Annotated in this window: 32 protein-coding genes and 1 riboswitch; of the genes, 28 read left to right on the top strand and 4 right to left on the bottom strand. The window is 43.8% G+C overall.

Annotated elements, in window-relative coordinates:
• Positions 1–5: 5 nt before the first annotated feature.
• The 28 genes from rplB to DUK53_RS15555 all read left to right on the top strand — a co-directional run bounded on the left by rplB (position 6) and on the right by DUK53_RS15555 (position 15,853).
• The gene (rplB, locus tag DUK53_RS15420; protein WP_036060259.1) at positions 6–839 is read left to right on the top strand and encodes a 50S ribosomal protein L2; all 834 of its coding nucleotides are present in this window, start codon (positions 6–8) and stop codon (positions 837–839) included.
• Between the two features lie 90 nt (positions 840–929).
• A complete protein-coding gene (gene rpsS / locus DUK53_RS15425) occupies positions 930–1,208 on the top strand; it encodes a 30S ribosomal protein S19 (RefSeq protein ID WP_036065502.1) in 279 nt (92 codons plus the stop codon).
• 19 nt (positions 1,209–1,227) lie between these two features.
• Positions 1,228–1,572: a 50S ribosomal protein L22 gene (rplV, locus tag DUK53_RS15430; protein ID WP_036071384.1), complete on the top strand. Its 345-nt coding sequence runs from the start codon at positions 1,228–1,230 to the stop codon at positions 1,570–1,572.
• Positions 1,573–1,575: 3 nt separating this feature from the next.
• Complete coding sequence (rpsC, locus tag DUK53_RS15435; protein WP_036071385.1) at positions 1,576–2,232, top strand: 30S ribosomal protein S3; 657 nt, start codon at positions 1,576–1,578, stop codon at positions 2,230–2,232.
• A 2-nt stretch (positions 2,233–2,234) separates the two neighbouring features.
• Positions 2,235–2,672: a 50S ribosomal protein L16 gene (gene rplP / locus DUK53_RS15440; RefSeq protein WP_036065506.1), complete on the top strand. Its 438-nt coding sequence runs from the start codon at positions 2,235–2,237 to the stop codon at positions 2,670–2,672.
• Entirely contained in the window at positions 2,659–2,850 is a 192-nt protein-coding gene (gene rpmC, locus DUK53_RS15445; RefSeq protein ID WP_036060270.1) for a 50S ribosomal protein L29, read from the top strand. The genes rplP and rpmC overlap by 14 nt, the downstream gene beginning before the upstream one ends.
• Before the next feature lie 27 nt (positions 2,851–2,877).
• A complete protein-coding gene (gene rpsQ, locus DUK53_RS15450) occupies positions 2,878–3,141 on the top strand; it encodes a 30S ribosomal protein S17 (protein ID WP_036080303.1) in 264 nt (87 codons plus the stop codon).
• 74 nt (positions 3,142–3,215) lie between these two features.
• The gene (gene rplN, locus DUK53_RS15455; protein ID WP_036071388.1) at positions 3,216–3,584 is read left to right on the top strand and encodes a 50S ribosomal protein L14; all 369 of its coding nucleotides are present in this window, start codon (positions 3,216–3,218) and stop codon (positions 3,582–3,584) included.
• Between the two features lie 38 nt (positions 3,585–3,622).
• On the top strand, positions 3,623–3,943 hold the full coding sequence (gene rplX / locus DUK53_RS15460) for a 50S ribosomal protein L24 (RefSeq protein ID WP_036133370.1): 321 nt from the start codon (positions 3,623–3,625) through the stop codon (positions 3,941–3,943).
• A 28-nt stretch (positions 3,944–3,971) separates the two neighbouring features.
• On the top strand, positions 3,972–4,511 hold the full coding sequence (rplE, locus tag DUK53_RS15465) for a 50S ribosomal protein L5 (RefSeq protein ID WP_036065509.1): 540 nt from the start codon (positions 3,972–3,974) through the stop codon (positions 4,509–4,511).
• A 39-nt stretch (positions 4,512–4,550) separates the two neighbouring features.
• Complete coding sequence (locus DUK53_RS15470; protein ID WP_077912491.1) at positions 4,551–4,736, top strand: type Z 30S ribosomal protein S14; 186 nt, start codon at positions 4,551–4,553, stop codon at positions 4,734–4,736.
• A 32-nt stretch (positions 4,737–4,768) separates the two neighbouring features.
• Positions 4,769–5,167: a 30S ribosomal protein S8 gene (rpsH, locus tag DUK53_RS15475; RefSeq protein WP_036065514.1), complete on the top strand. Its 399-nt coding sequence runs from the start codon at positions 4,769–4,771 to the stop codon at positions 5,165–5,167.
• Between the two features lie 29 nt (positions 5,168–5,196).
• On the top strand, positions 5,197–5,733 hold the full coding sequence (rplF, locus tag DUK53_RS15480; RefSeq protein WP_036071390.1) for a 50S ribosomal protein L6: 537 nt from the start codon (positions 5,197–5,199) through the stop codon (positions 5,731–5,733).
• A gap of 33 nt (positions 5,734–5,766) precedes the next feature.
• On the top strand, positions 5,767–6,126 hold the full coding sequence (gene rplR, locus DUK53_RS15485) for a 50S ribosomal protein L18 (protein WP_036065516.1): 360 nt from the start codon (positions 5,767–5,769) through the stop codon (positions 6,124–6,126).
• 21 nt (positions 6,127–6,147) lie between these two features.
• The gene (gene rpsE, locus DUK53_RS15490; protein WP_036060286.1) at positions 6,148–6,651 is read left to right on the top strand and encodes a 30S ribosomal protein S5; all 504 of its coding nucleotides are present in this window, start codon (positions 6,148–6,150) and stop codon (positions 6,649–6,651) included.
• Positions 6,652–6,667: 16 nt separating this feature from the next.
• Entirely contained in the window at positions 6,668–6,847 is a 180-nt protein-coding gene (gene rpmD, locus DUK53_RS15495; protein WP_003720933.1) for a 50S ribosomal protein L30, read from the top strand.
• 56 nt (positions 6,848–6,903) lie between these two features.
• A complete protein-coding gene (gene rplO / locus DUK53_RS15500; RefSeq protein ID WP_036065517.1) occupies positions 6,904–7,344 on the top strand; it encodes a 50S ribosomal protein L15 in 441 nt (146 codons plus the stop codon).
• Positions 7,344–8,645 carry a preprotein translocase subunit SecY gene (secY, locus tag DUK53_RS15505; protein ID WP_036133373.1) on the top strand — a complete coding sequence of 434 codons (1,302 nt, stop codon included), beginning with the start codon at positions 7,344–7,346 and terminating at the stop codon, positions 8,643–8,645. Before rplO ends, secY begins: the two co-directional genes overlap by 1 nt.
• Positions 8,646–8,711: 66 nt before the next feature.
• Positions 8,712–9,359, top strand: coding sequence for an adenylate kinase (locus DUK53_RS15510; protein ID WP_036094358.1), 648 nt, complete (start codon positions 8,712–8,714; stop codon positions 9,357–9,359).
• A gap of 381 nt (positions 9,360–9,740) precedes the next feature.
• The gene (infA, locus tag DUK53_RS15515) at positions 9,741–9,959 is read left to right on the top strand and encodes a translation initiation factor IF-1 (protein ID WP_036060296.1); all 219 of its coding nucleotides are present in this window, start codon (positions 9,741–9,743) and stop codon (positions 9,957–9,959) included.
• 101 nt (positions 9,960–10,060) lie between these two features.
• Positions 10,061–10,174, top strand: coding sequence for a 50S ribosomal protein L36 (rpmJ, locus tag DUK53_RS15520; RefSeq protein ID WP_003156543.1), 114 nt, complete (start codon positions 10,061–10,063; stop codon positions 10,172–10,174).
• An 18-nt stretch (positions 10,175–10,192) separates the two neighbouring features.
• Positions 10,193–10,558 (top strand): 30S ribosomal protein S13, encoded by a 366-nt coding sequence (gene rpsM / locus DUK53_RS15525; protein ID WP_036060303.1) that lies wholly within the window; start codon positions 10,193–10,195, stop codon positions 10,556–10,558.
• 30 nt (positions 10,559–10,588) lie between these two features.
• Complete coding sequence (gene rpsK, locus DUK53_RS15530) at positions 10,589–10,978, top strand: 30S ribosomal protein S11 (protein WP_036060306.1); 390 nt, start codon at positions 10,589–10,591, stop codon at positions 10,976–10,978.
• A gap of 94 nt (positions 10,979–11,072) precedes the next feature.
• Positions 11,073–12,017, top strand: coding sequence for a DNA-directed RNA polymerase subunit alpha (locus tag DUK53_RS15535; protein ID WP_036071402.1), 945 nt, complete (start codon positions 11,073–11,075; stop codon positions 12,015–12,017).
• Between the two features lie 27 nt (positions 12,018–12,044).
• Positions 12,045–12,452: a 50S ribosomal protein L17 gene (gene rplQ / locus DUK53_RS15540; protein ID WP_036060310.1), complete on the top strand. Its 408-nt coding sequence runs from the start codon at positions 12,045–12,047 to the stop codon at positions 12,450–12,452.
• Between the two features lie 366 nt (positions 12,453–12,818).
• Complete coding sequence (locus tag DUK53_RS15545; protein ID WP_036094452.1) at positions 12,819–13,682, top strand: shikimate dehydrogenase; 864 nt, start codon at positions 12,819–12,821, stop codon at positions 13,680–13,682.
• A gap of 14 nt (positions 13,683–13,696) precedes the next feature.
• A complete protein-coding gene (gene aroD / locus DUK53_RS15550) occupies positions 13,697–14,464 on the top strand; it encodes a type I 3-dehydroquinate dehydratase (RefSeq protein ID WP_036094357.1) in 768 nt (255 codons plus the stop codon).
• Between the two features lie 72 nt (positions 14,465–14,536).
• Positions 14,537–15,853, top strand: coding sequence for an MFS transporter (locus DUK53_RS15555; RefSeq protein ID WP_052165065.1), 1,317 nt, complete (start codon positions 14,537–14,539; stop codon positions 15,851–15,853).
• Between the two features lie 3 nt (positions 15,854–15,856).
• Here the strand turns inward: DUK53_RS15555 and DUK53_RS15560 are convergent, their stop codons facing one another.
• From DUK53_RS15560 to DUK53_RS17865, 4 genes are all read right to left on the bottom strand, one after another.
• Positions 15,857–16,969 carry an FtsW/RodA/SpoVE family cell cycle protein gene (locus DUK53_RS15560; RefSeq protein WP_036094355.1) on the bottom strand — a complete coding sequence of 371 codons (1,113 nt, stop codon included), beginning with the start codon at positions 16,967–16,969 and terminating at the stop codon, positions 15,857–15,859.
• The gene (locus tag DUK53_RS15565) at positions 16,953–18,107 is read right to left on the bottom strand and encodes an FtsW/RodA/SpoVE family cell cycle protein (RefSeq protein ID WP_036094449.1); all 1,155 of its coding nucleotides are present in this window, start codon (positions 18,105–18,107) and stop codon (positions 16,953–16,955) included. Before DUK53_RS15565 ends, DUK53_RS15560 begins: the two co-directional genes overlap by 17 nt.
• A 4-nt stretch (positions 18,108–18,111) precedes the next feature.
• The gene (gene mgtA / locus DUK53_RS15570) at positions 18,112–20,709 is read right to left on the bottom strand and encodes a magnesium-translocating P-type ATPase (protein ID WP_036094354.1); all 2,598 of its coding nucleotides are present in this window, start codon (positions 20,707–20,709) and stop codon (positions 18,112–18,114) included.
• A gap of 275 nt (positions 20,710–20,984) precedes the next feature.
• A riboswitch (M-box (ykoK) riboswitch) is annotated at positions 20,985–21,156 on the bottom strand.
• A 97-nt stretch (positions 21,157–21,253) separates the two neighbouring features.
• Positions 21,254–21,464, bottom strand: a 211-nt coding sequence (locus tag DUK53_RS17865; RefSeq protein WP_236637317.1) for a hypothetical protein, incomplete at its 5' end; no start/stop codon positions are given.

Here is a 21,464-nt window from a genome sequence, read left to right on the forward strand (position 1 = left end):
ATACAATGGCGATTAAAAAGTATAAACCTACCACAAACGGCCGTCGTCACATGACGAGTTCAGATTTTGCTGAGATTACTACAAGTACTCCAGAAAAAGCTTTACTACGTCCTCTGAAAAAGAAGGCTGGTCGTAATAACCAAGGTAAGTTAACTGTTCGTCATCACGGTGGAGGACATAAACGTCAATACCGCGTGATCGATTTTAAACGTAATAAAGATGGTATTCCAGGACGCGTTGCTACGATCGAATATGATCCTAACCGTTCTGCAAACATCGCATTAATTCACTACGTTGATGGAGAAAAACGCTATATCATCGCAGCGAAAGGCTTAGAAGTAGGCCAAACAATTTATTCAGGTTCAGAGGCGGATATCAAAGTTGGTAACGCGCTAGAACTTAAAGATATTCCAGTGGGTACTGTTATCCACAATATCGAAATGAAACCTGGTAAAGGTGGACAATTAGTACGTTCAGCTGGAACAAGTGCTCAAGTACTTGGTAAAGAAGGCAAATACGTATTAATCCGTCTTAACTCTGGTGAGGTTCGTATGATTCTTTCTACTTGTCGTGCTACTATCGGCCAAGTTGGTAACGAACAACACGAACTTATCAACATTGGTAAAGCAGGTCGTTCACGCTGGATGGGTAAACGCCCAACAGTTCGTGGATCTGTCATGAACCCGAACGATCACCCACACGGTGGTGGTGAAGGTAAAGCACCAATCGGACGTAAATCACCAATGTCTCCTTGGGGCAAACCAACACTTGGTTATAAAACTCGTAAGAAAAACAATAACTCCGATAAATTTATCGTACGTCGTCGTAAGAAAAAATAATTGGATTTGTCATTTAAACGAATTTATAGGTAGCAGGAACGGGCAAGCTCAAGCTTTCCGATTCCTGACTATGCGAAGGGAGGTTCCGACATGGGTCGTAGCTTGAAAAAAGGACCTTTTGTAGATGATCATTTGATGAAAAAAGTTGAGGCAGCTGATGCAAGCGAAAAGAAACAAGTTATTAAAACTTGGTCTCGTCGTTCAACAATTTTCCCAGTATTCGTTGGTCAAACGATTGCTGTATATGACGGTCGCAAACACGTTCCAGTCTATATCCAAGAAGATATGGTAGGACATAAATTAGGTGAATTCGCACCAACTCGTACGTACCGCGGTCATGCGGGCGACGATAAAAAAACAAGACGTTAATTGAGAGGAGGATATCCTGATGACAACTGCAAAAGCCGTTGCAAAAACTGTTCGTATTGCTCCTCGTAAAGTTAGATTGGTAATCGATCTAATCCGTGGTAAGCAAGTCGGCGAAGCCGTTGCTATTTTAAAACTTACTCCAAAAGCAGCTTCTCCGGTTATCGAGAAAGTTTTAAAATCAGCAGTCGCAAACGCTGAGCACAATTATGATTTAGATGTAAATAACTTAGTAATTTCTGAGGCATTCGTTGACGAAGGCCCAACATTGAAACGTTTCCGTCCACGTGCAATGGGACGCGCAAGCGCAATAAATAAACGTACAAGCCACATCACAGTCGTGGTATCTGAAGTCGAGGAGGGATAATTCGTGGGCCAAAAAATACATCCAATTGGTATGCGTGTCGGTATCATTCGTGATTGGGATTCAAAATGGTATGCTGGTAAAGAATACGCGAACTTCTTACATGAAGATATACGTATCCGTGATTATATCGCGAAAAACTTATCAGATGCTTCTGTATCTCGTATCGAAATCGAACGCGCTGCAAGCCGTGTAAACATCACAATCCACACTGCTAAACCAGGAATGGTTATCGGTAAAGGTGGATCTGAGGTTGAATCTTTACGTAAAAACCTAAATGAACTTACAGGTAAACGAGTTCATATCAATATCGTAGAAATTAAAAGAGCTGACCTTGATGCTAAATTAGTTGCTGAAGGTATCGCTCGTCAATTAGAAAGCCGTGTATCGTTCCGTCGTGCACAAAAACAAGCTATCCAACGTACAATGCGTGCGGGTGCTCGTGGTATTAAAACTCAAGTTTCCGGCCGTCTAGGTGGAGCGGATATCGCTCGTGCGGAACATTACAGTGAAGGAACAGTTCCTCTTCATACATTGCGTGCCGACATCGACTACGCATGGGAAGAAGCTGACACAACTTATGGTAAACTAGGCGTTAAAGTCTGGATCTACCGCGGTGAAGTCCTTCCTACGAAGAAAACAAATGTGGAAGGAGGAAAATAATAATGTTAGTTCCAAAACGTGTTAAATACCGTCGTGAGTTCCGTGGTAACATGCGTGGACGCGCAAAAGGCGGAACAGAAGTAGCATTTGGTGAGTATGGTCTACAAGCAGTTGATGCTTCATGGATCACTAACCGTCAAATCGAAGCTGCCCGTATTGCAATGACTCGTTACATGAAACGTGGCGGTAAAGTTTGGATTAAAATTTTCCCTCATAAATCTTACACATCTAAGCCAATCGGCGTTCGGATGGGTAAAGGTAAAGGTGCTCCGGAAGGTTGGGTAAGCCCAGTTAAACGTGGCAAAATTATGTTCGAAATCGCAGGTGTACCTGAAGAAGTAGCGCGTGAAGCATTACGTCTTGCAGCACATAAACTACCTGTTAAAACAAAAATCGTGAAACGCGAAGAAATTGGTGGTGAAGCAAATGAAAGCAACTGATATCCGTGAATTGTCCACTACTGAAATTCAAGATAAAGAGAAATCTCTAAAAGAAGAGCTCTTCAACCTGCGCTTTCAATTAGCTACTGGCCAATTGGAAAACACTGCACGTATCCGTGAAGTACGCAAAGCGATTGCTCGTATGAAAACAATCGTTCGTGAAAGAGAACTTGCCTAAAATTAATTCAGGAGGAGGTTTTAATACATGTCTGAACGTAACCAACGTAAAGTATATACAGGACGTGTTGTATCCGACAAAATGGATAAAACAATTACTGTCGTTGTTGAAACGTATAAGAAACACACGCTTTATGGCAAGCGAGTGAAGTATTCTAAAAAATTCAAAGCGCATGATGAAAATAATGTAGCTAAAACAGGCGATTTAGTACGCATTGCTGAAACTCGTCCATTATCGGCGACTAAACGTTTCCGCTTACTAGATGTTGTTGAGAAAGCTGTATTAGTTTAAATCGTGACTCGTAATAATCGTTTTACTAGGAAAAATAAATTTCCTGATTGTAAGTCTGGAAGGAGGGTATCCTAATGATTCAACAAGAAAGTCGTTTGAAAGTCGCTGATAACTCTGGTGCTCGTGAAGTATTAACTATTAAAGTACTAGGCGGATCAGGACGCAAAACTGCGAATATTGGTGACGTAATCGTGTGTACTGTTAAACAAGCAACACCAGGTGGCGTTGTCAAAAAAGGTGAAGTAGTTAGAGCGGTAATCGTTCGTACTAAGAGTGGAGCACGTCGTCAAGATGGTTCTTACATCAAATTTGATGAAAATGCATGTGTTATAATCCGTGACGATAAAAGTCCTCGTGGAACACGTATTTTTGGACCTGTTGCTCGCGAACTTCGTGATAGCAACTTTATGAAGATCGTTTCTTTAGCTCCAGAAGTTCTTTAAAATACTGTAGTTTCAATCTCAAGGAGGTGCTAGACCCAATGCATGTCAAAAAAGGTGATAAAGTTCAAGTTATTACTGGTAAAGATAAAGGTAAATCCGGCAAAATTATCGCTGCGTTCCCTAAGAAAGATCGCGTGATCGTTGAAGGACTTAACATGGTTAAAAAACATACAAAACCATCAAACGTTAACCCGCAAGGTGGAATTTTAAATGTTGAAGCACCGATTCACGTATCTAACGTAATGCTTATCGATCCTAAGACTGGTGAACCAACTCGTGTGAACCATGAAATCAAGGATGGTAAGAAAGTACGCGTAGCTAAAAAATCCGGTGAAGTTATAAAAGACGCAACTAAATAAAAGTATTTGAGGAAGGAGGGAATATTACATGAATCGCCTTAAAGATAGATATCTTAAGGAAATTGTTCCTGCTTTAATGAGCAAATTCAATTATGACTCCGTAATGGAGGTACCAAAAATCGACAAAATCGTAATCAACACTGGTGTTGGTGACGCAACAGCAAATGCGAAAGTTTTGGATAGTGCAGTGGAAGAGTTAGCTCTAATCACTGGTCAAAAACCTGTAATCACAAAAGCGAAAAATTCAATCGCTGGTTTCCGTCTTCGTGAAGGAATGCCAATCGGTGCGAAAGTAACGCTACGTGGAGATCGCATGTATGATTTCTTAGACAAATTAATTACTGTTTCCTTACCACGTGTTCGTGACTTCCGTGGGGTTTCTAAAAAAGCCTTCGACGGTCGCGGTAACTACACGCTAGGTGTTAGAGAGCAATTAATTTTCCCTGAAATTGATTACGATAAAGTAAGTAAAGTTCGCGGAATGGACGTAGTAATCGTTACTACTGCTAAATCTGACGAAGAATCAAAAGAATTACTGACACATGTTGGAATGCCGTTTCAAAAGTAATCCAAATAGTAATCAATAAATAAGTAGGGAGGCGCAAACGTGGCTAAAAAATCAATGATCGCGAAGCAAAAACGCACACCGAAACATCCTGTTCAAGCTTACACTCGTTGTGAACGTTGTGGTCGTCCACATTCCGTTATTCGCAAATTTAGACTATGCCGTATCTGCTTCCGTGAACTTGCCTATAAAGGACAAATTCCCGGCGTCAGAAAAGCAAGCTGGTAAAAACCCAATAATGGGAAGGAGGTAAATTTTTCATGGTGATGACAGATCCTATCGCAGATTTTCTAACTCGTATTCGTAATGCCAATATGGTACGTCACGATAAATTAGAAGTTCCTGCTTCAAAAATCAAAAAAGAAGTCGCTGAAATCCTTAAAAGAGAAGGTTTCGTACGTGATGTTGAGTATATTCAAGACGACAAACAAGGTACAATCCGTGTTTTCCTTAAATATGGTGCAGCTAACGAGCGTGTAATTACTGGACTTAAGCGTATCAGTAAGCCAGGTCTTCGTGTTTACGCTAAAGCTGATGAGGTACCAAAAGTACTTAACGGTTTAGGTATTGCAATTGTATCTACTTCTCAAGGTTTGTTAACTGACAAAGAAGCTCGCGCTAAACAAGTGGGCGGAGAAGTTCTAGCATACGTTTGGTAAAACAAGAAAATCACAAGGAGGTGCAATAAATGTCCCGTATAGGTAAAAAAACAATTGTTATCCCAGCTGGTGTTACAGTAACATTAGATGGTTCAACAGCAACTGTTAAGGGTCCTAAAGGTGAGCTTGTAAAAACTTTTAACCCAGATATCTCAATCAATATCGAAGGCAGCGAGATCAATGTGACTCGTCCTTCTGACAATAAAACACACCGTGCCCTTCATGGTACGACACGTGCTATTCTAAATAACATGGTTGTCGGTGTATCTGAAGGCTACGAAAAAACTCTTGAGCTTATTGGTGTCGGTTACCGTGCTGCAAAACAAGGTACTACTCTTGTTTTAAACGTAGGTTACTCGCATCCAGTAGAATTCGAAGCTCGTCCAGGTGTTGAAGTGGAAGTACCAGCGAATACGAAAGTCATCGTTCGCGGTATTAACAAAGAACACGTTGGCGAATTGGCTGCAAATATCCGTTCCGTACGTCCACCAGAGCCTTACAAAGGTAAAGGTATCCGTTACGAAGGCGAATTTGTACGTCGTAAAGAAGGTAAAACCGGTAAATAATGCCGCATAAAGCTAAGAGAAGAGGTGAGTCGTGTGATTACCAAAATCGACAAAAATAAAGTGCGTAAAAAAAGACATGGTCGTGTTCGTTCTAAGATTTCTGGAACAGCAGCTCGTCCACGTTTGAACGTATTCCGTTCGAACAAGAACATTTATGCTCAACTTATCGATGATGTTAACGGTGTAACAATCGCTAGCGCATCTAACGTAGATAAAGATTTCCCTAAAGCTGAGTCAAAAGTTGACGCTGCTACAAAAGTAGGCGAAATCGTTGCAAAACGCGCTACAGAAAAAGGCGTTAAAGCTGTTGTATTTGACCGCGGTGGTTATTTATATCATGGTCGCGTAAAAGCTTTAGCTGAATCTGCTCGTGAAAATGGATTGGAATTTTAATAAGAAGGAGGGACAACTTACATGCCTCAACAAATCGATGGAAACAAATTAGAATTAGAAGAACGCGTAGTTACTATCAACCGTGTTGCGAAAGTAGTTAAGGGTGGTCGTCGTTTCCGTTTTTCAGCGCTCGTAGTCGTTGGAGATAAAAACGGTCATGTTGGATTCGGTACTGGTAAAGCGCAAGAAGTTCCAGATGCGATCCGTAAAGCAATTGACGATGCTAAGAAGAATATGATCTTCGTACCAACTGTTGACACTACAATCCCACACACAGCAATCGGTCATTTTGGTGGTGGAGAAATTCTCCTAAAACCTGCAAGCGCCGGTTCTGGTGTAACTGCTGGTGGTCCAGTTCGTGCCGTCCTTGAGTTAGCTGGTGTTGCTGATGTGTCTAGTAAATCACTAGGATCTAACACACCAATCAACATGGTTCGCGCTACATTCGATGGTATCAAACAACTTAAAAAAGCTGAAGATGTTGCGAAATTACGCGGCAAAACAGTTGAAGAATTACTAGGATAAGGAGGGAATAAACGTTATGGCGAAATTAGAAATTACTCTAAAACGTAGCTTAATCGGACGCCCTCAACCACAACGCAAAACAGTTCAAGCTCTAGGCTTGGGAAAAACTAATTCTGTTGTTGTAAAAGAAGATAATCCTGCAATTCGTGGGATGATCACTAAAGTTAGTCATTTAGTGGACGTTAAAGAAGTTTAAGCTATTACTACAATTTTTAAATGAATAAAATCATAAATTAGGAGGAGGTGCTTGACATGAAACTTCACGAACTTAAACCTGCAGAAGGTTCTCGTAAAGAGCGTAATCGTGTTGGTCGTGGTATGAGTTCTGGTAATGGTAAGACATCAGGACGCGGTCACAAAGGTCAAAAAGCACGTTCAGGTGGCGGTGTACGCCTAGGCTTTGAAGGTGGACAATTACCATTGTTCCGTCGTATTCCAAAACGTGGTTTTACAAACATCAACCGCAAAGAGTATGCTGTTGTGAACATTGATGTTTTAAATCGCTTTGAAGAAGGTACAGAAGTAACACCTGAATTATTAATTGAAACAGGTATCGTTCGTAACGCAAAATCTGGAATTAAGATTTTGTCTAACGGCGCAATCGAGAAAAAACTTACAGTGAAAGCTAACAAATTCTCATCAGCTGCTAAAGAGGCTATCGAGGCTGCTGGTGGAAAAACTGAGGTGATCTAATGTTTTCGACGTTGATCAATTTTTTCAGAGTTGCAGACATTCGTAAGAAAATCATGTTTACGTTAGCTATGCTAGTCATTTTCCGTATCGGAACATTTATTCCGGTACCGGGAGTGGACGCAGCTACAATTCAAAAATCGATGGAAACAGGGATTTTAGGATTCCTGAATACTTTCAATGGTGGTGCGCTTAAGAACTTCTCTATCTTCGCGATGGGTGTTATGCCTTACATTACCGCATCGATTATCGTGCAACTATTACAAATGGATGTTGTGCCCAAACTTACTGAGTGGTCAAAACAAGGTGAGATGGGACGTAAGAAATCCAACCAATTGACGCGGTATTTAACTATTGGACTAGGGCTTGTCGAAGCTTTCGGTATGGCTTTTGGTTTCAATAGATTGGCGGGTTCTGGCTTTATTATTGATCCTTCTATCCCTCAATACTTAGCAATTGCGGTTGTTCTTACAACTGGTACAATGTTCCTGATGTGGTTAGGTGAACAAATTACTGTGAGTGGCGTTGGTAATGGTATTTCCATTATTATCTTTGCTGGTATCGTGGCTCGTATTCCTGATGGCATACGTTCTCTCTATGTATCACAAATTGAAGACGCTGGTGATCAGTTGTTCATGCGCGTTCTGATTCTTATCGCCATTGCCGTGGCAGTTTTAGCGATCATTGTGCTCGTTATTTACTTCCAACAAGCATTGCGTAAGATTCCAATTCAATACTCAAAACGTGTCGCTGGTGCAAAAACTGGTGGAGCGCAAGCAACGCATTTACCGCTTAAACTTAACTCTGCTGGGGTTATACCGGTAATCTTTGCAAGTGCTTTTATCATTACACCGCAAACTATTTTGAGTTTTGCCTTCGTTGACTCAACCAGCCAAGTTGTGAAAGTCTTAAAACAAATTTTTGACTATACGCAGCCGATTGGTATGTGTCTGTACGTTGCCTTGATCATCGCATTTACTTACTTCTATGCGTTCATTCAAGTGAACCCTGAGAAAGTTGCAGATAACTTGAAGAAACAAGGTGGCTATATTCCAAGTAAACGTCCTGGCCGTGAAACACAAGAGTATCTTACTAGTGTGCTTTACCGCTTAACTTTTGTTGGTGCGCTTTTCCTTTCTGTAGTAGCAATTATGCCTACAATTGGAGCTGCTGTATTCGATCTTCCACAATCTATCGCCATTGGTGGTACTAGCTTGCTGATTGTTATCGGGGTAGCCCTTGATACAACAAAACAATTAGAAGGACAACTTGTGAAACGAAATTACCGAGGATTTATCAAATAAACACGTGGGTCGGCTGAGGATCAAACCTCATGCCCCGACGTGCTACTAAATAAAGGGGCGATACAGTTGAAACTAGTGTTAATGGGACTGCCCGGTGCCGGTAAGGGTACGCAAGCTGAAAAAATTGTAGCGAAATACAATATTCCTCACATTTCAACTGGGGATATGTTCCGCGCAGCAATAAAAAATGGCACAGAATTAGGTCTGAAAGCTAAATCCTTTATGGATAGCGGCAATCTAGTTCCTGACGATGTGACAAACGGTATCGTTCGTGAGCGCTTAGCTGAAGATGATGCTAAGAATGGTTTCTTGCTTGATGGGTTTCCACGAACTGTTGAGCAAGCCGAGGAATTAGAAAGTATTCTTTCGGACCTTGGAACAAAGCTTGATGCTGTTGTTAACATTCAAGTAGATAAAAGCAGCCTGATGAAACGTCTGACTGGTCGTTGGATTTGTCCAACATGTGGTAAAACGTATCATGAAGTTTTCAATCCTCCGAAACAAGCGGGGATTTGTGACATCGATGGTGCTACTCTTTACCAACGTGAAGACGATAAAGCAGAAACTGTGGAGAATCGCTTAAATGTTAATATCAAACAAACGCAACCATTGTTAGATTTTTATGGTGAAAAAGGAACTTTGTTTGCAGTTAACGGAGAACAAGATATTGATGTCGTGTTCGAAGACGTAGATAAGATTCTAGCTTCATTTTAAGAAATCATCGCTTATTTTACAGTCGGTACCTATGTAGTGCAAAATGTTTTGTTTTGTAGTATAATGGGTAATTGGCAGTGCAGTGAGTAACAACTATGCGAAACATGATGAACGAGAGATTGTCTGAAGATCATCTGGATAAATAGGAATGCTACTGGAAATAGTGATATGAAGGCGTTCGAACTCGAGCCAGATGCACTTGTACTTCCATTTTTGCGGGACCGTACTTTTACCGATTGTCTGAAGATGTATAAAATTAATTCCTTGTCGTGGGGAACGATTTTGGTATGTCTAGCGTTTTTTCATGTAATAAAATTTTACGCGAAAAGAAATGGCAGACCTGTAAATGGTCCAGTTAAAAGAGTAAGGAGGTAGCAACTTATGGCAAAAGAAGATGTAATCGAAGTGGAAGGTACAGTGGAAGACACATTGCCTAACGCGATGTTCAAAGTTGTACTAGAAAATGGTCATACTGTTTTAGCTACAGTTTCTGGCAAAATCCGTATGCACTATATTCGTATTTTACCAGGTGATAAAGTAACGGTGGAGCTTTCCCCGTATGACTTGACACGTGGCAGAATCACTTACCGTTTTAAATAAGAAATTATCGGAAATGAAATTATATACCGGTCTGGTTCGCCAGCTATGTTTTAATCGGTTTATAGAGACATTTTCTCTAGTAAACAAGGAGGTATATCTACATGAAAGTAAGACCATCAGTAAAACCAATCTGTGAGAAATGTAAAGTTATTCGCAGAAAAGGTAAAGTAATGGTAATTTGTGAAAATCCGAAACATAAACAAAAACAAGGATAAGAGGAGGTGCTTTTATAAATGGCACGTATTGCAGGTGTTGATGTTCCGCGCGAAAAGCGTATCGTAATATCTTTGACTTACATCTATGGTATCGGTAACCAAACGGCTAAAGATGTATTAAAAGAAGCAGGTGTTTCTGAAAATACTCGTACTCGTGATTTAACTGAAGAAGAACTTGGTAAAATCCGTGAACTAGTTGACAAAATTAAGGTTGAGGGTGATCTTCGTCGTGAAGTGAACTTGAATATCAAACGTTTGATCGAAATCGGTTCTTATCGTGGCATGCGTCATCGTCGTGGTCTACCAGTTCGTGGACAAAACACGAAGAACAACGCACGTACTCGTAAAGGCCCATTAAAAACGGTCGCAGGTAAGAAGAAATAATTATTAGTAAGTAAAGGAGGTAGTTTGTGAATGGTACGTAAAACTAATACTCGTAAACGTCGTGTGAAAAAGAATATCGAAGCTGGTATTGCACACATTCGTTCTACATTCAATAATACAATTGTAACGATTACTGACATGCACGGTAATGCAGTAGCATGGTCAAGTGCTGGAGCTTTAGGCTTTAAAGGCGCTCGTAAATCAACACCTTTCGCAGCGCAATTAGCGGCTGAAACGTGTGCAAAAGCTGCACAAGAACATGGTTTGAAAACTTTGGAAGTAACAGTTAAAGGACCAGGTTCAGGACGTGAAGCAGCAATTCGTGCTCTTCAAGCGGCAGGTCTTGATGTAACTGCTATTAAAGATGTGACTCCAGTTCCTCATAACGGATGTCGTCCTCCAAAACGTCGTCGTGTCTAAGTAGTCGTATTTTGTTCGCAACTTTGAACTATTGTCACGAGATTCTTCATAAGGATCTTAGCCAAAGAGACGTTTTGAAGGAGGGTAAATTTGAATGATCGAAATTGAAAAACCGAAAATCGAGACGATTGAGATCAGCGATGATGCCAAGTATGGAAAGTTTGTTGTAGAGCCACTAGAGCGTGGATATGGTACAACTTTGGGTAACTCCTTACGTCGTATTCTGTTATCTTCTCTTCCTGGTGCTGCAGTGACATCTATCCAAATCGATGGAGCGTTACATGAGTTTTCTGTAATCGAAGGTGTAGTAGAAGATGTAACAAGCATGATTTTGAATATCAAGAAACTTGCGCTTAAAGTGTATGCCGAAGATGACAAAACTTTGGAAATTGATATGCAAGGTCCTGGGGTAGTAACTGCCGGCGATATTAACTATGATAGCGATGTTGAGATTCTGAATCCAGATCTTCATATTTGTACACTTAGTGATAACGCGAAATTCCATGTTCGCTTGAATGCGGCGCGTGGTCGTGGTTATACACCTGCGGATCAAAACAAACGTGAGAATATGCCAATCGGTGTGTTGCCAGTTGATTCGATTTTTAGCCCGGTTATCCGTGTTAACTATCAAGTGGAAACAACACGTGTTGGACAATCCACAAATTATGATAAGCTAACTTTTGACGTTTTAACGGATGGAAGTATTAGCCCTGAAGAAGCTGTTTCCTTGGGAGCAAAAATTCTTACAGAGCATTTGAATATTTTTGTTGATTTAACGGATGAAGCCCAAAAAGCGGAAATCATGATTGAAAAAGAAGAAAGCCATAAAGAGAAAGTGCTTGAGATGACAATTGAAGAATTGGACTTATCTGTTCGTTCTTACAACTGTTTGAAACGCGCTGGAATCAATACAGTACAGGAATTAGCTGACAAATCTGAGGATGATATGATGAAAGTTCGTAACTTGGGTCGTAAATCTTTAGAAGAAGTAAAAGTGAAACTGTCTGATCTTGGCTTAGGTTTACGAAACGAAAATTAATTTTTACTTTGTGAAGGAGGGAAATCCATGGGTTACAGAAAATTAGGTCGTACTAAATCGCAACGTAAAGCATTGCTACGTGATCTAGCGACTGATTTAATCGTTTTCGAACGTATCGAAACAACTGAAGCGAAAGCTAAAGAGATTCGTTCTGTCGTTGAAAAATTGATCACTTCTGGTAAAAAAGGAGACTTGCATTCTCGTCGTCAAGCAGCTGCTTTTGTTCGCCACGAAGTTGTTAACGTGGTACAAAAAGAAGTGAAAGATAAAGATGGTAACACTGTGACAAAAAATCGTCCAGTTTACGCTTTACAAAAATTATTTGATGATGTTGCTCCACGTTACGCGGAACGTCAAGGCGGATACACTCGTATCATGAAAAAAGGTCCTCGTCGCGGTGATGGCGCACCAATGGTTATCATTGAATTAGTATAATGCATGTGTTAAAGCAAGTGGAGTGTTATGATAGAGCGGTTCGCCGTCTTTGTCTAGCTCTGTGTGTCTTCTCTCTCGCAAAAGGTGTGGAGAGAAGCGCAGGCTTTTTTTTGTTGTGAATCAAGGGGAGACCCTTATTCACGATCTTACATATGCGAAAAAGACTTATCGGCGCTAAGCTGATAGGTCTTTTTTGTGCGTTCTTGTTTAAATGACAGTAGTCGGATATAATGATTTATAGGACGAAAACTGGATAAAGTGACTGGAAAAAGGGATGCTGTTTCTGGTATGATTGTAGAGTTGGATGAATATACTGATTTTGCTGACAAAGGAATAGTATACATAATAGGGAAGGGTGTTTTTAGTATGACGGAGCGAATTTCTGGGAAGACGCAGTTGATTGGGTTATTGGGTACGCCGATTTCTCATAGTTTATCACCAAAAATGCATAATGAGGCATTTGCGAAATTGGGATTGGATTATGTTTACTTGGCTTTTGATGTTGGGACGGAGCAGTTAGCGGATGTGGTGCAGGGGTTTCGGGCTATGGGAATTCGTGGTTGTAATGTGACGATGCCGAATAAGGTGTTGGTGAAGCAGCATTTGGATAAGTTGTCTCCGGCGGCGGAACTTGCGGGCGCGGTGAACACGGTTGTGAATGATGATGGCGTTTTGACGGGGCATATTACGGATGGAACGGGGTATATGCGGGCTCTCGCGGAAGCTAAGATTGATATTATTGGGGAAAAAATGACGATTGCGGGTGCTGGTGGTGCTGCAACGGCGATTTGTATTCAGGCTGCGCTTGATGGTGTGAGGGAAATCTCGATTTTTAATAGGAAGGACGAGTTTTACGAGCGGGGAGAGCGGATGGTGCGTGATATTAATTCGAAAACGGATTGTAAGGCGCAGTTGTTTGATTTGGCTGATTTGGAATCCCTACGGAGCGAAATGGCGAGCAGTGCTATTTTTGTTAATGCGACCTCGGTTGGGATGAAGCCGCTTGTTGGGCAGAGTGTTGTGCCGGATGTGTCTTACTTGCGTCCTGGTTTGATTGTGTCGGATGTTGTGTATGTGCCTGCAAAGACGCGTTTGTTGGAAATGGCGGATGAGGTTGGGTGCACGACGGTAAATGGCCTTGGAATGATGCTGTGGCAGGGTGCGAAGGCTTTTGAAATTTGGACTGGGGAAGATATGCCGGTTGAGGATATCAAGGCGTTACTTTTTTGAAAGGGGGAGCGGAGATGAGGACTGTTTCGGTGAGAGATGTCGTGATCGGTGAGGGTGCGCCTAGTATTTGTGTGCCTATGGTCGGTGAGACGGCGGCGCAATTGATCGAGGAAGCGCGGATGTTGGTGGATCTTGATCTGGATGTCGTGGAATGGCGTGTGGATTTTTATGAAGACGTCGCGGATACGGAGAAAGTGAAGGTGACTTTGCAGGAGATTCGTGGGATTTTGCGGGAGATACCGCTGATTTTTACGTTTCGGAGTGCGAAAGAGGGCGGTGAGCGTGATTTTCCGGTGGCGAGTTATGTGGCGCTGAATCGGGAAATTGCGGCGACTGGCATGGCGGATATCGTGGATGTGGAGCTGTTTACGGGGGACAAGGAAGTGGCGGAACTTGTGGCGGTGGTGCATCAAGCGGGTGCGAAGGTGATTATGTCGAATCATGATTTCGAGAAGACGCCGAGTGAGGATGAGATTGTGGCGCGGCTTGTGAAGATGCAAGAAATGGGCGCAGATTTGCCTAAAATGGCGGTGATGCCGCAATCGGTGGCGGATGTGTTGACGTTGCTTAGTGCGACGAATACGATGCGTGAAAAATATGCGGATCGTCCGATTATCACGATGTCGATGGCGGGAACGGGTGTTATTTCGCGTTTGGCTGGAGAGATTTTTGGCTCGGCGTTGACGTTTGGAGCGGCGAAAAAGGTTTCTGCGCCTGGACAGGTTCCTGTGGATGAGTTGCGCCGAGTGTTGACGTTGTTGCATAAAAGCGTGAATGGATGACTAGTGCCTCTTGGGAAAATGGCTTTTTTCTTGAGAGGTTTGGCTTCATTAGTGAGACTGGGAGGGAAAAGGATGGAGAAGCAGATAGAACTCGGCAAAGTTATCACAACAAAGAAAAAATTTAGATATTGGATCGGCTTATTACTTGGATTTGGCTGTTTGGTGAACTATTTTGATCGGATTAATTTGACGGTTGCTGGGCAGGTTTTGATGGATGAACTGAGTATTTCGCCGGCGATGTTCGGTATTTTGTTGTCGTCTTTTTCTTGGACGTATGCGTTGATGCAGATTCCGATGGGGGTTGTGCTGGACCGGATTGGTGTGAAATGGCTGAATCGGGTTTGCTCGATTGTCTGGGTTTTTGCGACGGGATTGACGGCTTTTATTAGTGGATTATTGCCATTATTTATTTTGAGATTATCGCTAGGTGTGGCGGAGGCTCCGGCGTTTAGTGCGGCTTCGAAGGCGACGGGATACTGGTTTCCTCTGAAGGAACGTGGATTTGCGACGGCGATGTTTGATATGTCTTCGAAGTTGTCGAATGTGATTGGTGTGCCAATGGTGGCTTTTATTATTGCAAAATGGGGCTGGCGTGAGGCTTTTCTTGTGACGGCGCTGATTAGTATTGTGTACTGTGTTTGGTTTTGGATGTTGTATCGGGACCCTGAGGAGCATCCGCGGCTTTCGAAGGAGGAACTGGATTATATTCAGTCGGGTGATGTGCAAAAGCAGGTCGCGCCTGGTGAGGGGAGTCGCTTGGTATATTTGATGAAGCAGCGGAAGTTGTGGGCATTGGCGATCGGTGCGGCGGCGTATAATTATTCGTTCTTCTTGTTCTTGACGTGGTTGCCGAATTATTTGATGCGGGAACTTCATTTGGATATTATGAAATCGGGACTGTATACGGCGATTCCGTGGGCTTGTGGTGCGTTGTCTAGTGTCTTGATTGGTGGGCTGTTCGTTGATTTTCTGATTAAGCGGGGATTTGATCCGTCGAAGGTTCGGAAGTTATTTTTGACGATTGGCATGTTGCTTGGGCTTGCGGTGATTGGAGCTGCAACGACGAAGGACACGCAGACGGCGATTATTTATTTTAGCATTGCGGTGTCGGGAATTTGTATCGCGTCTACGATTAACTGGTCGATGCCGTCGATTCTAGCGCCGAATGGTTCGGTTGGGACTGTGGGCGGTTTTATGAACTTTATTGGGAATTTGACGGCGATTGCTGCTCCGATTGTAACTGGGTTTATCGTTGGTGCGACGGGAAGTTTCGCGATTGCTTTTGTTGTGGCGGGCGTCGTGATGCTGGTTGGAATTTTATCGATTACGGTGTTCTTAGGGCGCATTGAAAAAATTCCGGATGAGGAGAAAAAGACGATTTCGGACTGATTGCTAGGCTCGGCGTAGGCTGGTGTCGTCGCATTTGATGACGGCGAGAATGACGCCGAGCGCGATCATGTTGCCGAGTGTCGAGCTGCCGCCGTAACTGATGAATGGCAGTGGAATCCCGGTTAGGGGCATGAGGCCAATGGTCATCGCGATGTTTTCGAAAATATTGAAGGCGAACATCATGGCAAAACCGGCGATGACATATGTGGAAAAACTGCTTTTCATGTGTAGTGCGGCGATGATGAGTTGGTGGATGAAGAGCATGAACAAGATGAGCAGGAAACTGGCGCCGATGAAGCCGAATTGGTTGCCGATGGTGCTGAAAATCATGTCGGTGTGGCTTTCTGGGATGTAGACGGATGGTGAGTTGCTGCCAGACATGGTTCCGGAGCCGATTGCTTTTAGGGAGCGGTCGACTTGGTAGAAGGAATTGGGATCGCTTGCTGGGTCGAGCCACGTGTTGATGCGCCGGAATTGGTAGCTTTTGAAGCCGATTTTTTCGAGTAGGTGGACGTGGTAGACGACGAGATAGAGGCCACCGCTTACTGCGACGACGAGTGATGTTAGGATCGTGATGATGAGTTTGCTGGATTTTAGGGCTAGGATGCTGATCGTGAAGGCGCTGACGAAGTAGACGATGGTTGTGCCGAGATCGGGCTGTTTCATGATTAAAAGGAGAACAACGCCGGCGAGCGACCACGTGATGAGTAGCTGCTTCCAAATGACGCGTTCGTATGTTGCCGCAAAATGGGCGATGACGACGATGAACATCGATTTGGCGATTTCTGATGGTTGTAGGGAGAATCCGGCTAGCTGATACCAACGTGTCGCGCCATTAATTTTTGATACGAGTGGGTTTGGAATGAGGATACCGGCGAGCAGGATGAGCATGGCGAAGTATACCCAGAGAATGTTGGCGCGGACGAAGGTCATGTCGAGTTTTGATAGGAGAAATACGGCGACGAAGCCAGCGATGATGAAAATCACTTGCATGCGGAAGAAGTTGGCGTCGTATTGATTGGTTTGTTGGGCCATGAAAATTGCTAGGCAGCTAATCATGGATAGTAGGCAGATGATGACGACTAGGCTTTCGCGGAGTCTATTGTTGGTTTGCATGGAGATTCCTTCTTTCTGTGAGGGTTATTTGGCGTTCGGCGCTGATGAGAAATCCGACGCCGCACGATAGGGTGATAATGGAGGTGCCGCCGAAGCTGATAAATGGCAACGGGACGCCGGTGAGTGGGATCATACCGCTGATGCCGCCGAGGTTGAGTACGGCTTGGACGGCGATCCAGGTCGCAAAACCGATACAGACGGAAGTGTCGAATGCTGATTGGCTGCGAAGTGCGATGTGGAAGGCTTTTCCGATGAAAAACAGGATGAGACTCATGGTCACAAGAATGCCAATGATGCCAAGTTCTTCTGAGATGACTGCGCTGATGAAGTCGGTATGGGATTCGGGCAGGAAACCGAGTTTTTGGACGCTTTGGCCGAATCCTTTGCCGAATATGCCGCCGTCTGCAATCGCGTAATAGCCGTTTCTGAGTTGGTAGGAGGCGTCGAGATTGGCTTCGCTGAACGGGTCAAGGAACGCGAAACGACCAAGCCGAGCCTGACTGAAAAAATCGGGATGGAGCAGGTACGTGATGCCTAGGCTGAGGGCGACGAACAGGATGACGGTGAGCGCGAGTTGGCTGAGTCTGCGTGCGGATAGCCCGGATGTGAGCAGTTGGGCGGCGAAAATACATAGAACGATGAAGCTTGTGCCTAAATCAGGTTGCAAAATAATGAGACCTGCGCATACGAAGATGTAGGCAATGAGTAAGTACGTGACGCGATTGGAGCGCGCCATCGTTGCAAAGTAGTGGACGATGAAGTTGGCGGTAACAACGATGAGTAGCATTTTGACGAGTTCGGTTGGTTGAAGTGTGGCGCCACCTAGTTGAATCCAGCGCTGGGCGTTGTTGGTCGCTGTACCGGTAAGTAGAACGAGAAGTAGCAGGAGGACAGCGACGCCGCCTGCTATTTTCATCGTTTTTTTAGAACAGAATGGTGTTGTTTTTAGTTTGGCAAAGAAGAGTAGGCAAGCGAGGCCGATTGCGTAAAACATGGCTTGACGAACGGCGAAATGGTTGCTTGCTACATCGTAACGGTTGCCTGCGGATGCATAACTGGCGCTGTAAACCATGAGGCAACTCCAAATTCCTGTGGCGAGATAGGCAATAATAAGGATGCTATTCTGTTTGGTAAACATCGGCTTAAATCCAATCATGGAATTTCTTGATGTAGAGATTTTTGGCGATTTGGACGGTTATCATGTAGCCTACAAGAATCGCGATGAGCCACGGGAAGTAGCTGAGCGGTAGGCTGACAAGTCCGATGTTGTGACCAAGCGACGTGAATGGAATGATAATACCCAGACCCATCACGATAAGGGTGGAAATCATCACTGGCGCAGCTGCGCGACTTTGGATGAATGGAATTTTTTCTGTGCGAATCATGTGGACGACGAGCGTTTGTGTGAGCAGGCCGACAACGAACCAACCGCTTTGGAACAGTGCTTGTTCCGCGATCGTATTGGCGCTAAAGACGAACCACATGAGGGCGAACGTGAGAATATCAAAAATCGAGCTGACTGGGCCAATCAGAAGAATGAAGCGCAGCATGTTTTTGCGGTCCCATTTCCGTGGCTTTTTCAAGAAGGATTCGTCCATTTTATCCCACGGTAGCGTCATTTGCGACACATCGTACATGAGGTTTTGCAAAAGTAGATGAATCGATAGCATTGGTAAAAATGGCAGGAAGGCGCTGGCGACAAGCACGCTAAACACGTTTCCAAAATTGGAGCTGGCTGTCATTTTCATGTATTTTAGAATGTTTCCGAAGACGTTACGACCTTCCGTTACGGCATCGTTTAGTATCGTTAAACTCTTTTCGAGTAGAATAACGGAGCTTGCGTCCTTGGTTATATCGGCGGCAGTATCAACAGAGATTCCGACGTCTGCTTTGCGCAGGGCTGGTGCATCATTGATTCCATCACCCATAAAACCAACTGTGTGGCCGTCTTTTCGAATCAGGTGAATGATGCGGGATTTCTGAGTTGGTGTGAGCTTGGCGAAGATGTGGTGGGTCCTCGTTGCTTCGGTCAGTTCGTCATCATATAGGAAATCAATATCGGAACCGAGCAGGAATTTCTCTGACGGAATGCCGACTTGCTTGCAAATGGTTTGCGCGACGATTTCGTTGTCACCTGTGAGAACTTTGACGGTAACGCCGTGATCATGCAAAGAGGCAATCGCGGGTTTTGCAGATGGCTTGGCGGGATCTAGGAAACCGAGGAAGCCAATTAGTGTCATATTTTGCTCATCGATGACGGAGAAGGTTTCTTTCTCGGTCTTGGTTTTCGTCGCGATGGCGATGACGCGCATTCCGTTGCGATTCATTTCCTCACATTGCGTGTGGAGGCGTTTTTTGATTGGGTCTGTGAGCTCGATAATCGCGCCGTTTTCTTCAAGTGTGGAGCAGACGTCGAACATTTCGGTAATCGCGCCTTTTGTAATCATTTGCAGGCTGTCTTTTTTGCGCAAAATAACGCTGAGACGGCGGCGGGCAAAGTCAAACGGGATTTCGTCGATTTTTTCTGGGGTTGTGAAACGTTTGCTATCACCTGTTTTTTCCATGTGTGAAATGATCGCGTGGTCCATGATGTTTTTCCAGCCGGTTTGGAAGTGGCTGTTTTGGAAGGCGAGCGCTAGGACTTTATCGGACGTTTCGCCAGTCGTATCAATGTGTTCGATGAGTTCGACTTTATCTTTGGTCAGCGTGCCGGTTTTGTCAGTGCAGAGAACGTCCATCGCGCCTAGGTTTTGAATCGCGCTCAGCTCTTTGATGATGACTTTCTTTTTAGCCATGCGAACGGCGCCTTTTGCGAGATTGGTGTTGACAATCATCGGAAGCATTTCGGGCGTAAGTCCCACGGCTACAGCAACGGCGAACAGAAGCGCTTCGGTCCAGTTACCTTTCATGATGCCATTGATCAAAAAGACGATTGGAACCATGACAAGCATGAGGTACATCAGTAGTTTGGAGATGGATTTGACGCCTTTATCAAAACTGGTTTCGTCACGTTTGGCGAGAGCTTCTTGAGATAGGGAGCCGAAAATCGTGTGGTCGCCGGTCTTAAGAATTAGCGCCTTACCTTGACCGCTAATCACGTCGGTGCCCATGAATGCCAAATTGTCTCGTTCAAAAATGCTGAAACTTTTTTCGGTGGCTTCGACGAATTTTTCAACGGGAATCGATTCGCCAGTGAGTGGTGATTGGTTGATAAATAGGTCTTTGGCTTCGACGATTCGCGCGTCCGCTGGGATAATGTCGCCGGTTGAGAGGAAAACGATATCGCCTGGAACGACATCCACAATCGGAATTTCGCGTTGCATGCCGTCACGAATAATCGCGGTCGTATTTTCTATCATATTTTTCAAAGCGAGACTAGCTTTTTGGGCGCGCATCGATTGGGTGAAGCTCAGAATGACGCTAAATAGGATCATCAGAGCCATAATGATGGTCGCCTCGATGTCGGCCGTTACGTAAGAAATAATCATTAGGAAGGCAAGAATATAAATAAATGGGTTGTGAAAAGCCTTGGCCAGATTGACATACCACGGTGTTGGCTTCTGTTCGGCGGTGATATTTGGGCCAAATTTAGTGCGACGTCTCGTAACTTCGACTTCGTTTAGGCCTTGTGTCGTTGTTTTGTATTTCGCGATCGTCGCGTCTTTGTTTGCTGTGGAATCTTGGAGTAGTGTCCGGTTCACTTCTTGTTCATTACGTAACTTGTTTAGTGCTTTTTTCATTGTATTATCCTCCGATTCAGTTCGAAACTGTCACGGCTTTTTTAGGTTTCTGGTGGAGTAAAAGCCATTCCAGTCCGTTATTACGTTCGATGATTCAGGTTCTGCAGGGTCGTCTTCTAAAAATTGTGGCATGTTACTCCACCTCCGTTCTATATAAATTGACAATAATAAATATAATAGCAGAATTTTCATTTCATGCTTTATTACGCACAAAAAATCCCTACCCGTCTAGTGACTTTGGCAGAGATTCAGAATTTTATGCGCATAAAAAAACATACTATTCCCCTCGCTAAAGATTTGGCACTATACAACGTAAAGAAAACTGGTTTCTTAGCCACATTATGGAAAGCCTTAATCCGACAATCCCTGTTCAACCCATTGGCGTCTTTGGACATTTTTGGGCAGTGGCATATGTTCATATAGGAGCCTCACTATACAGGTCGTTCAGCGTGCCCACAAACGCTCATTTGCGTCGTTAAAAGTTCCGTTCCGCTGCTCTCGTACAGTCGTACGCTCCGCTGCGGTACTCACTTTTGCCTAGCAACTAAGCATTTGTGGGCACGCTGAGGTTTGGAGGCGCGGTCTGAATTGGCGTTTGGAAGAGACTTTTTGGCTTGCTGATTTTTTTTATTATTGTTCTTACTCTTTCTAGGTTAGCATCGATGTTTTTTTGTGTCAAGGGGGTTTCCCTAAAAAAGTTGCGCGGGGGCAAGATAATTGTTGGGGGAGGAGGGGCGTGAGAATGTCTTTTTTCT

It is taken from the genome of Listeria sp. SHR_NRA_18, from assembly GCF_003856515.1.
In the GTDB taxonomy this organism is placed as follows: Bacteria; Bacillota; Bacilli; order Lactobacillales; family Listeriaceae; genus Listeria_A; species Listeria_A newyorkensis.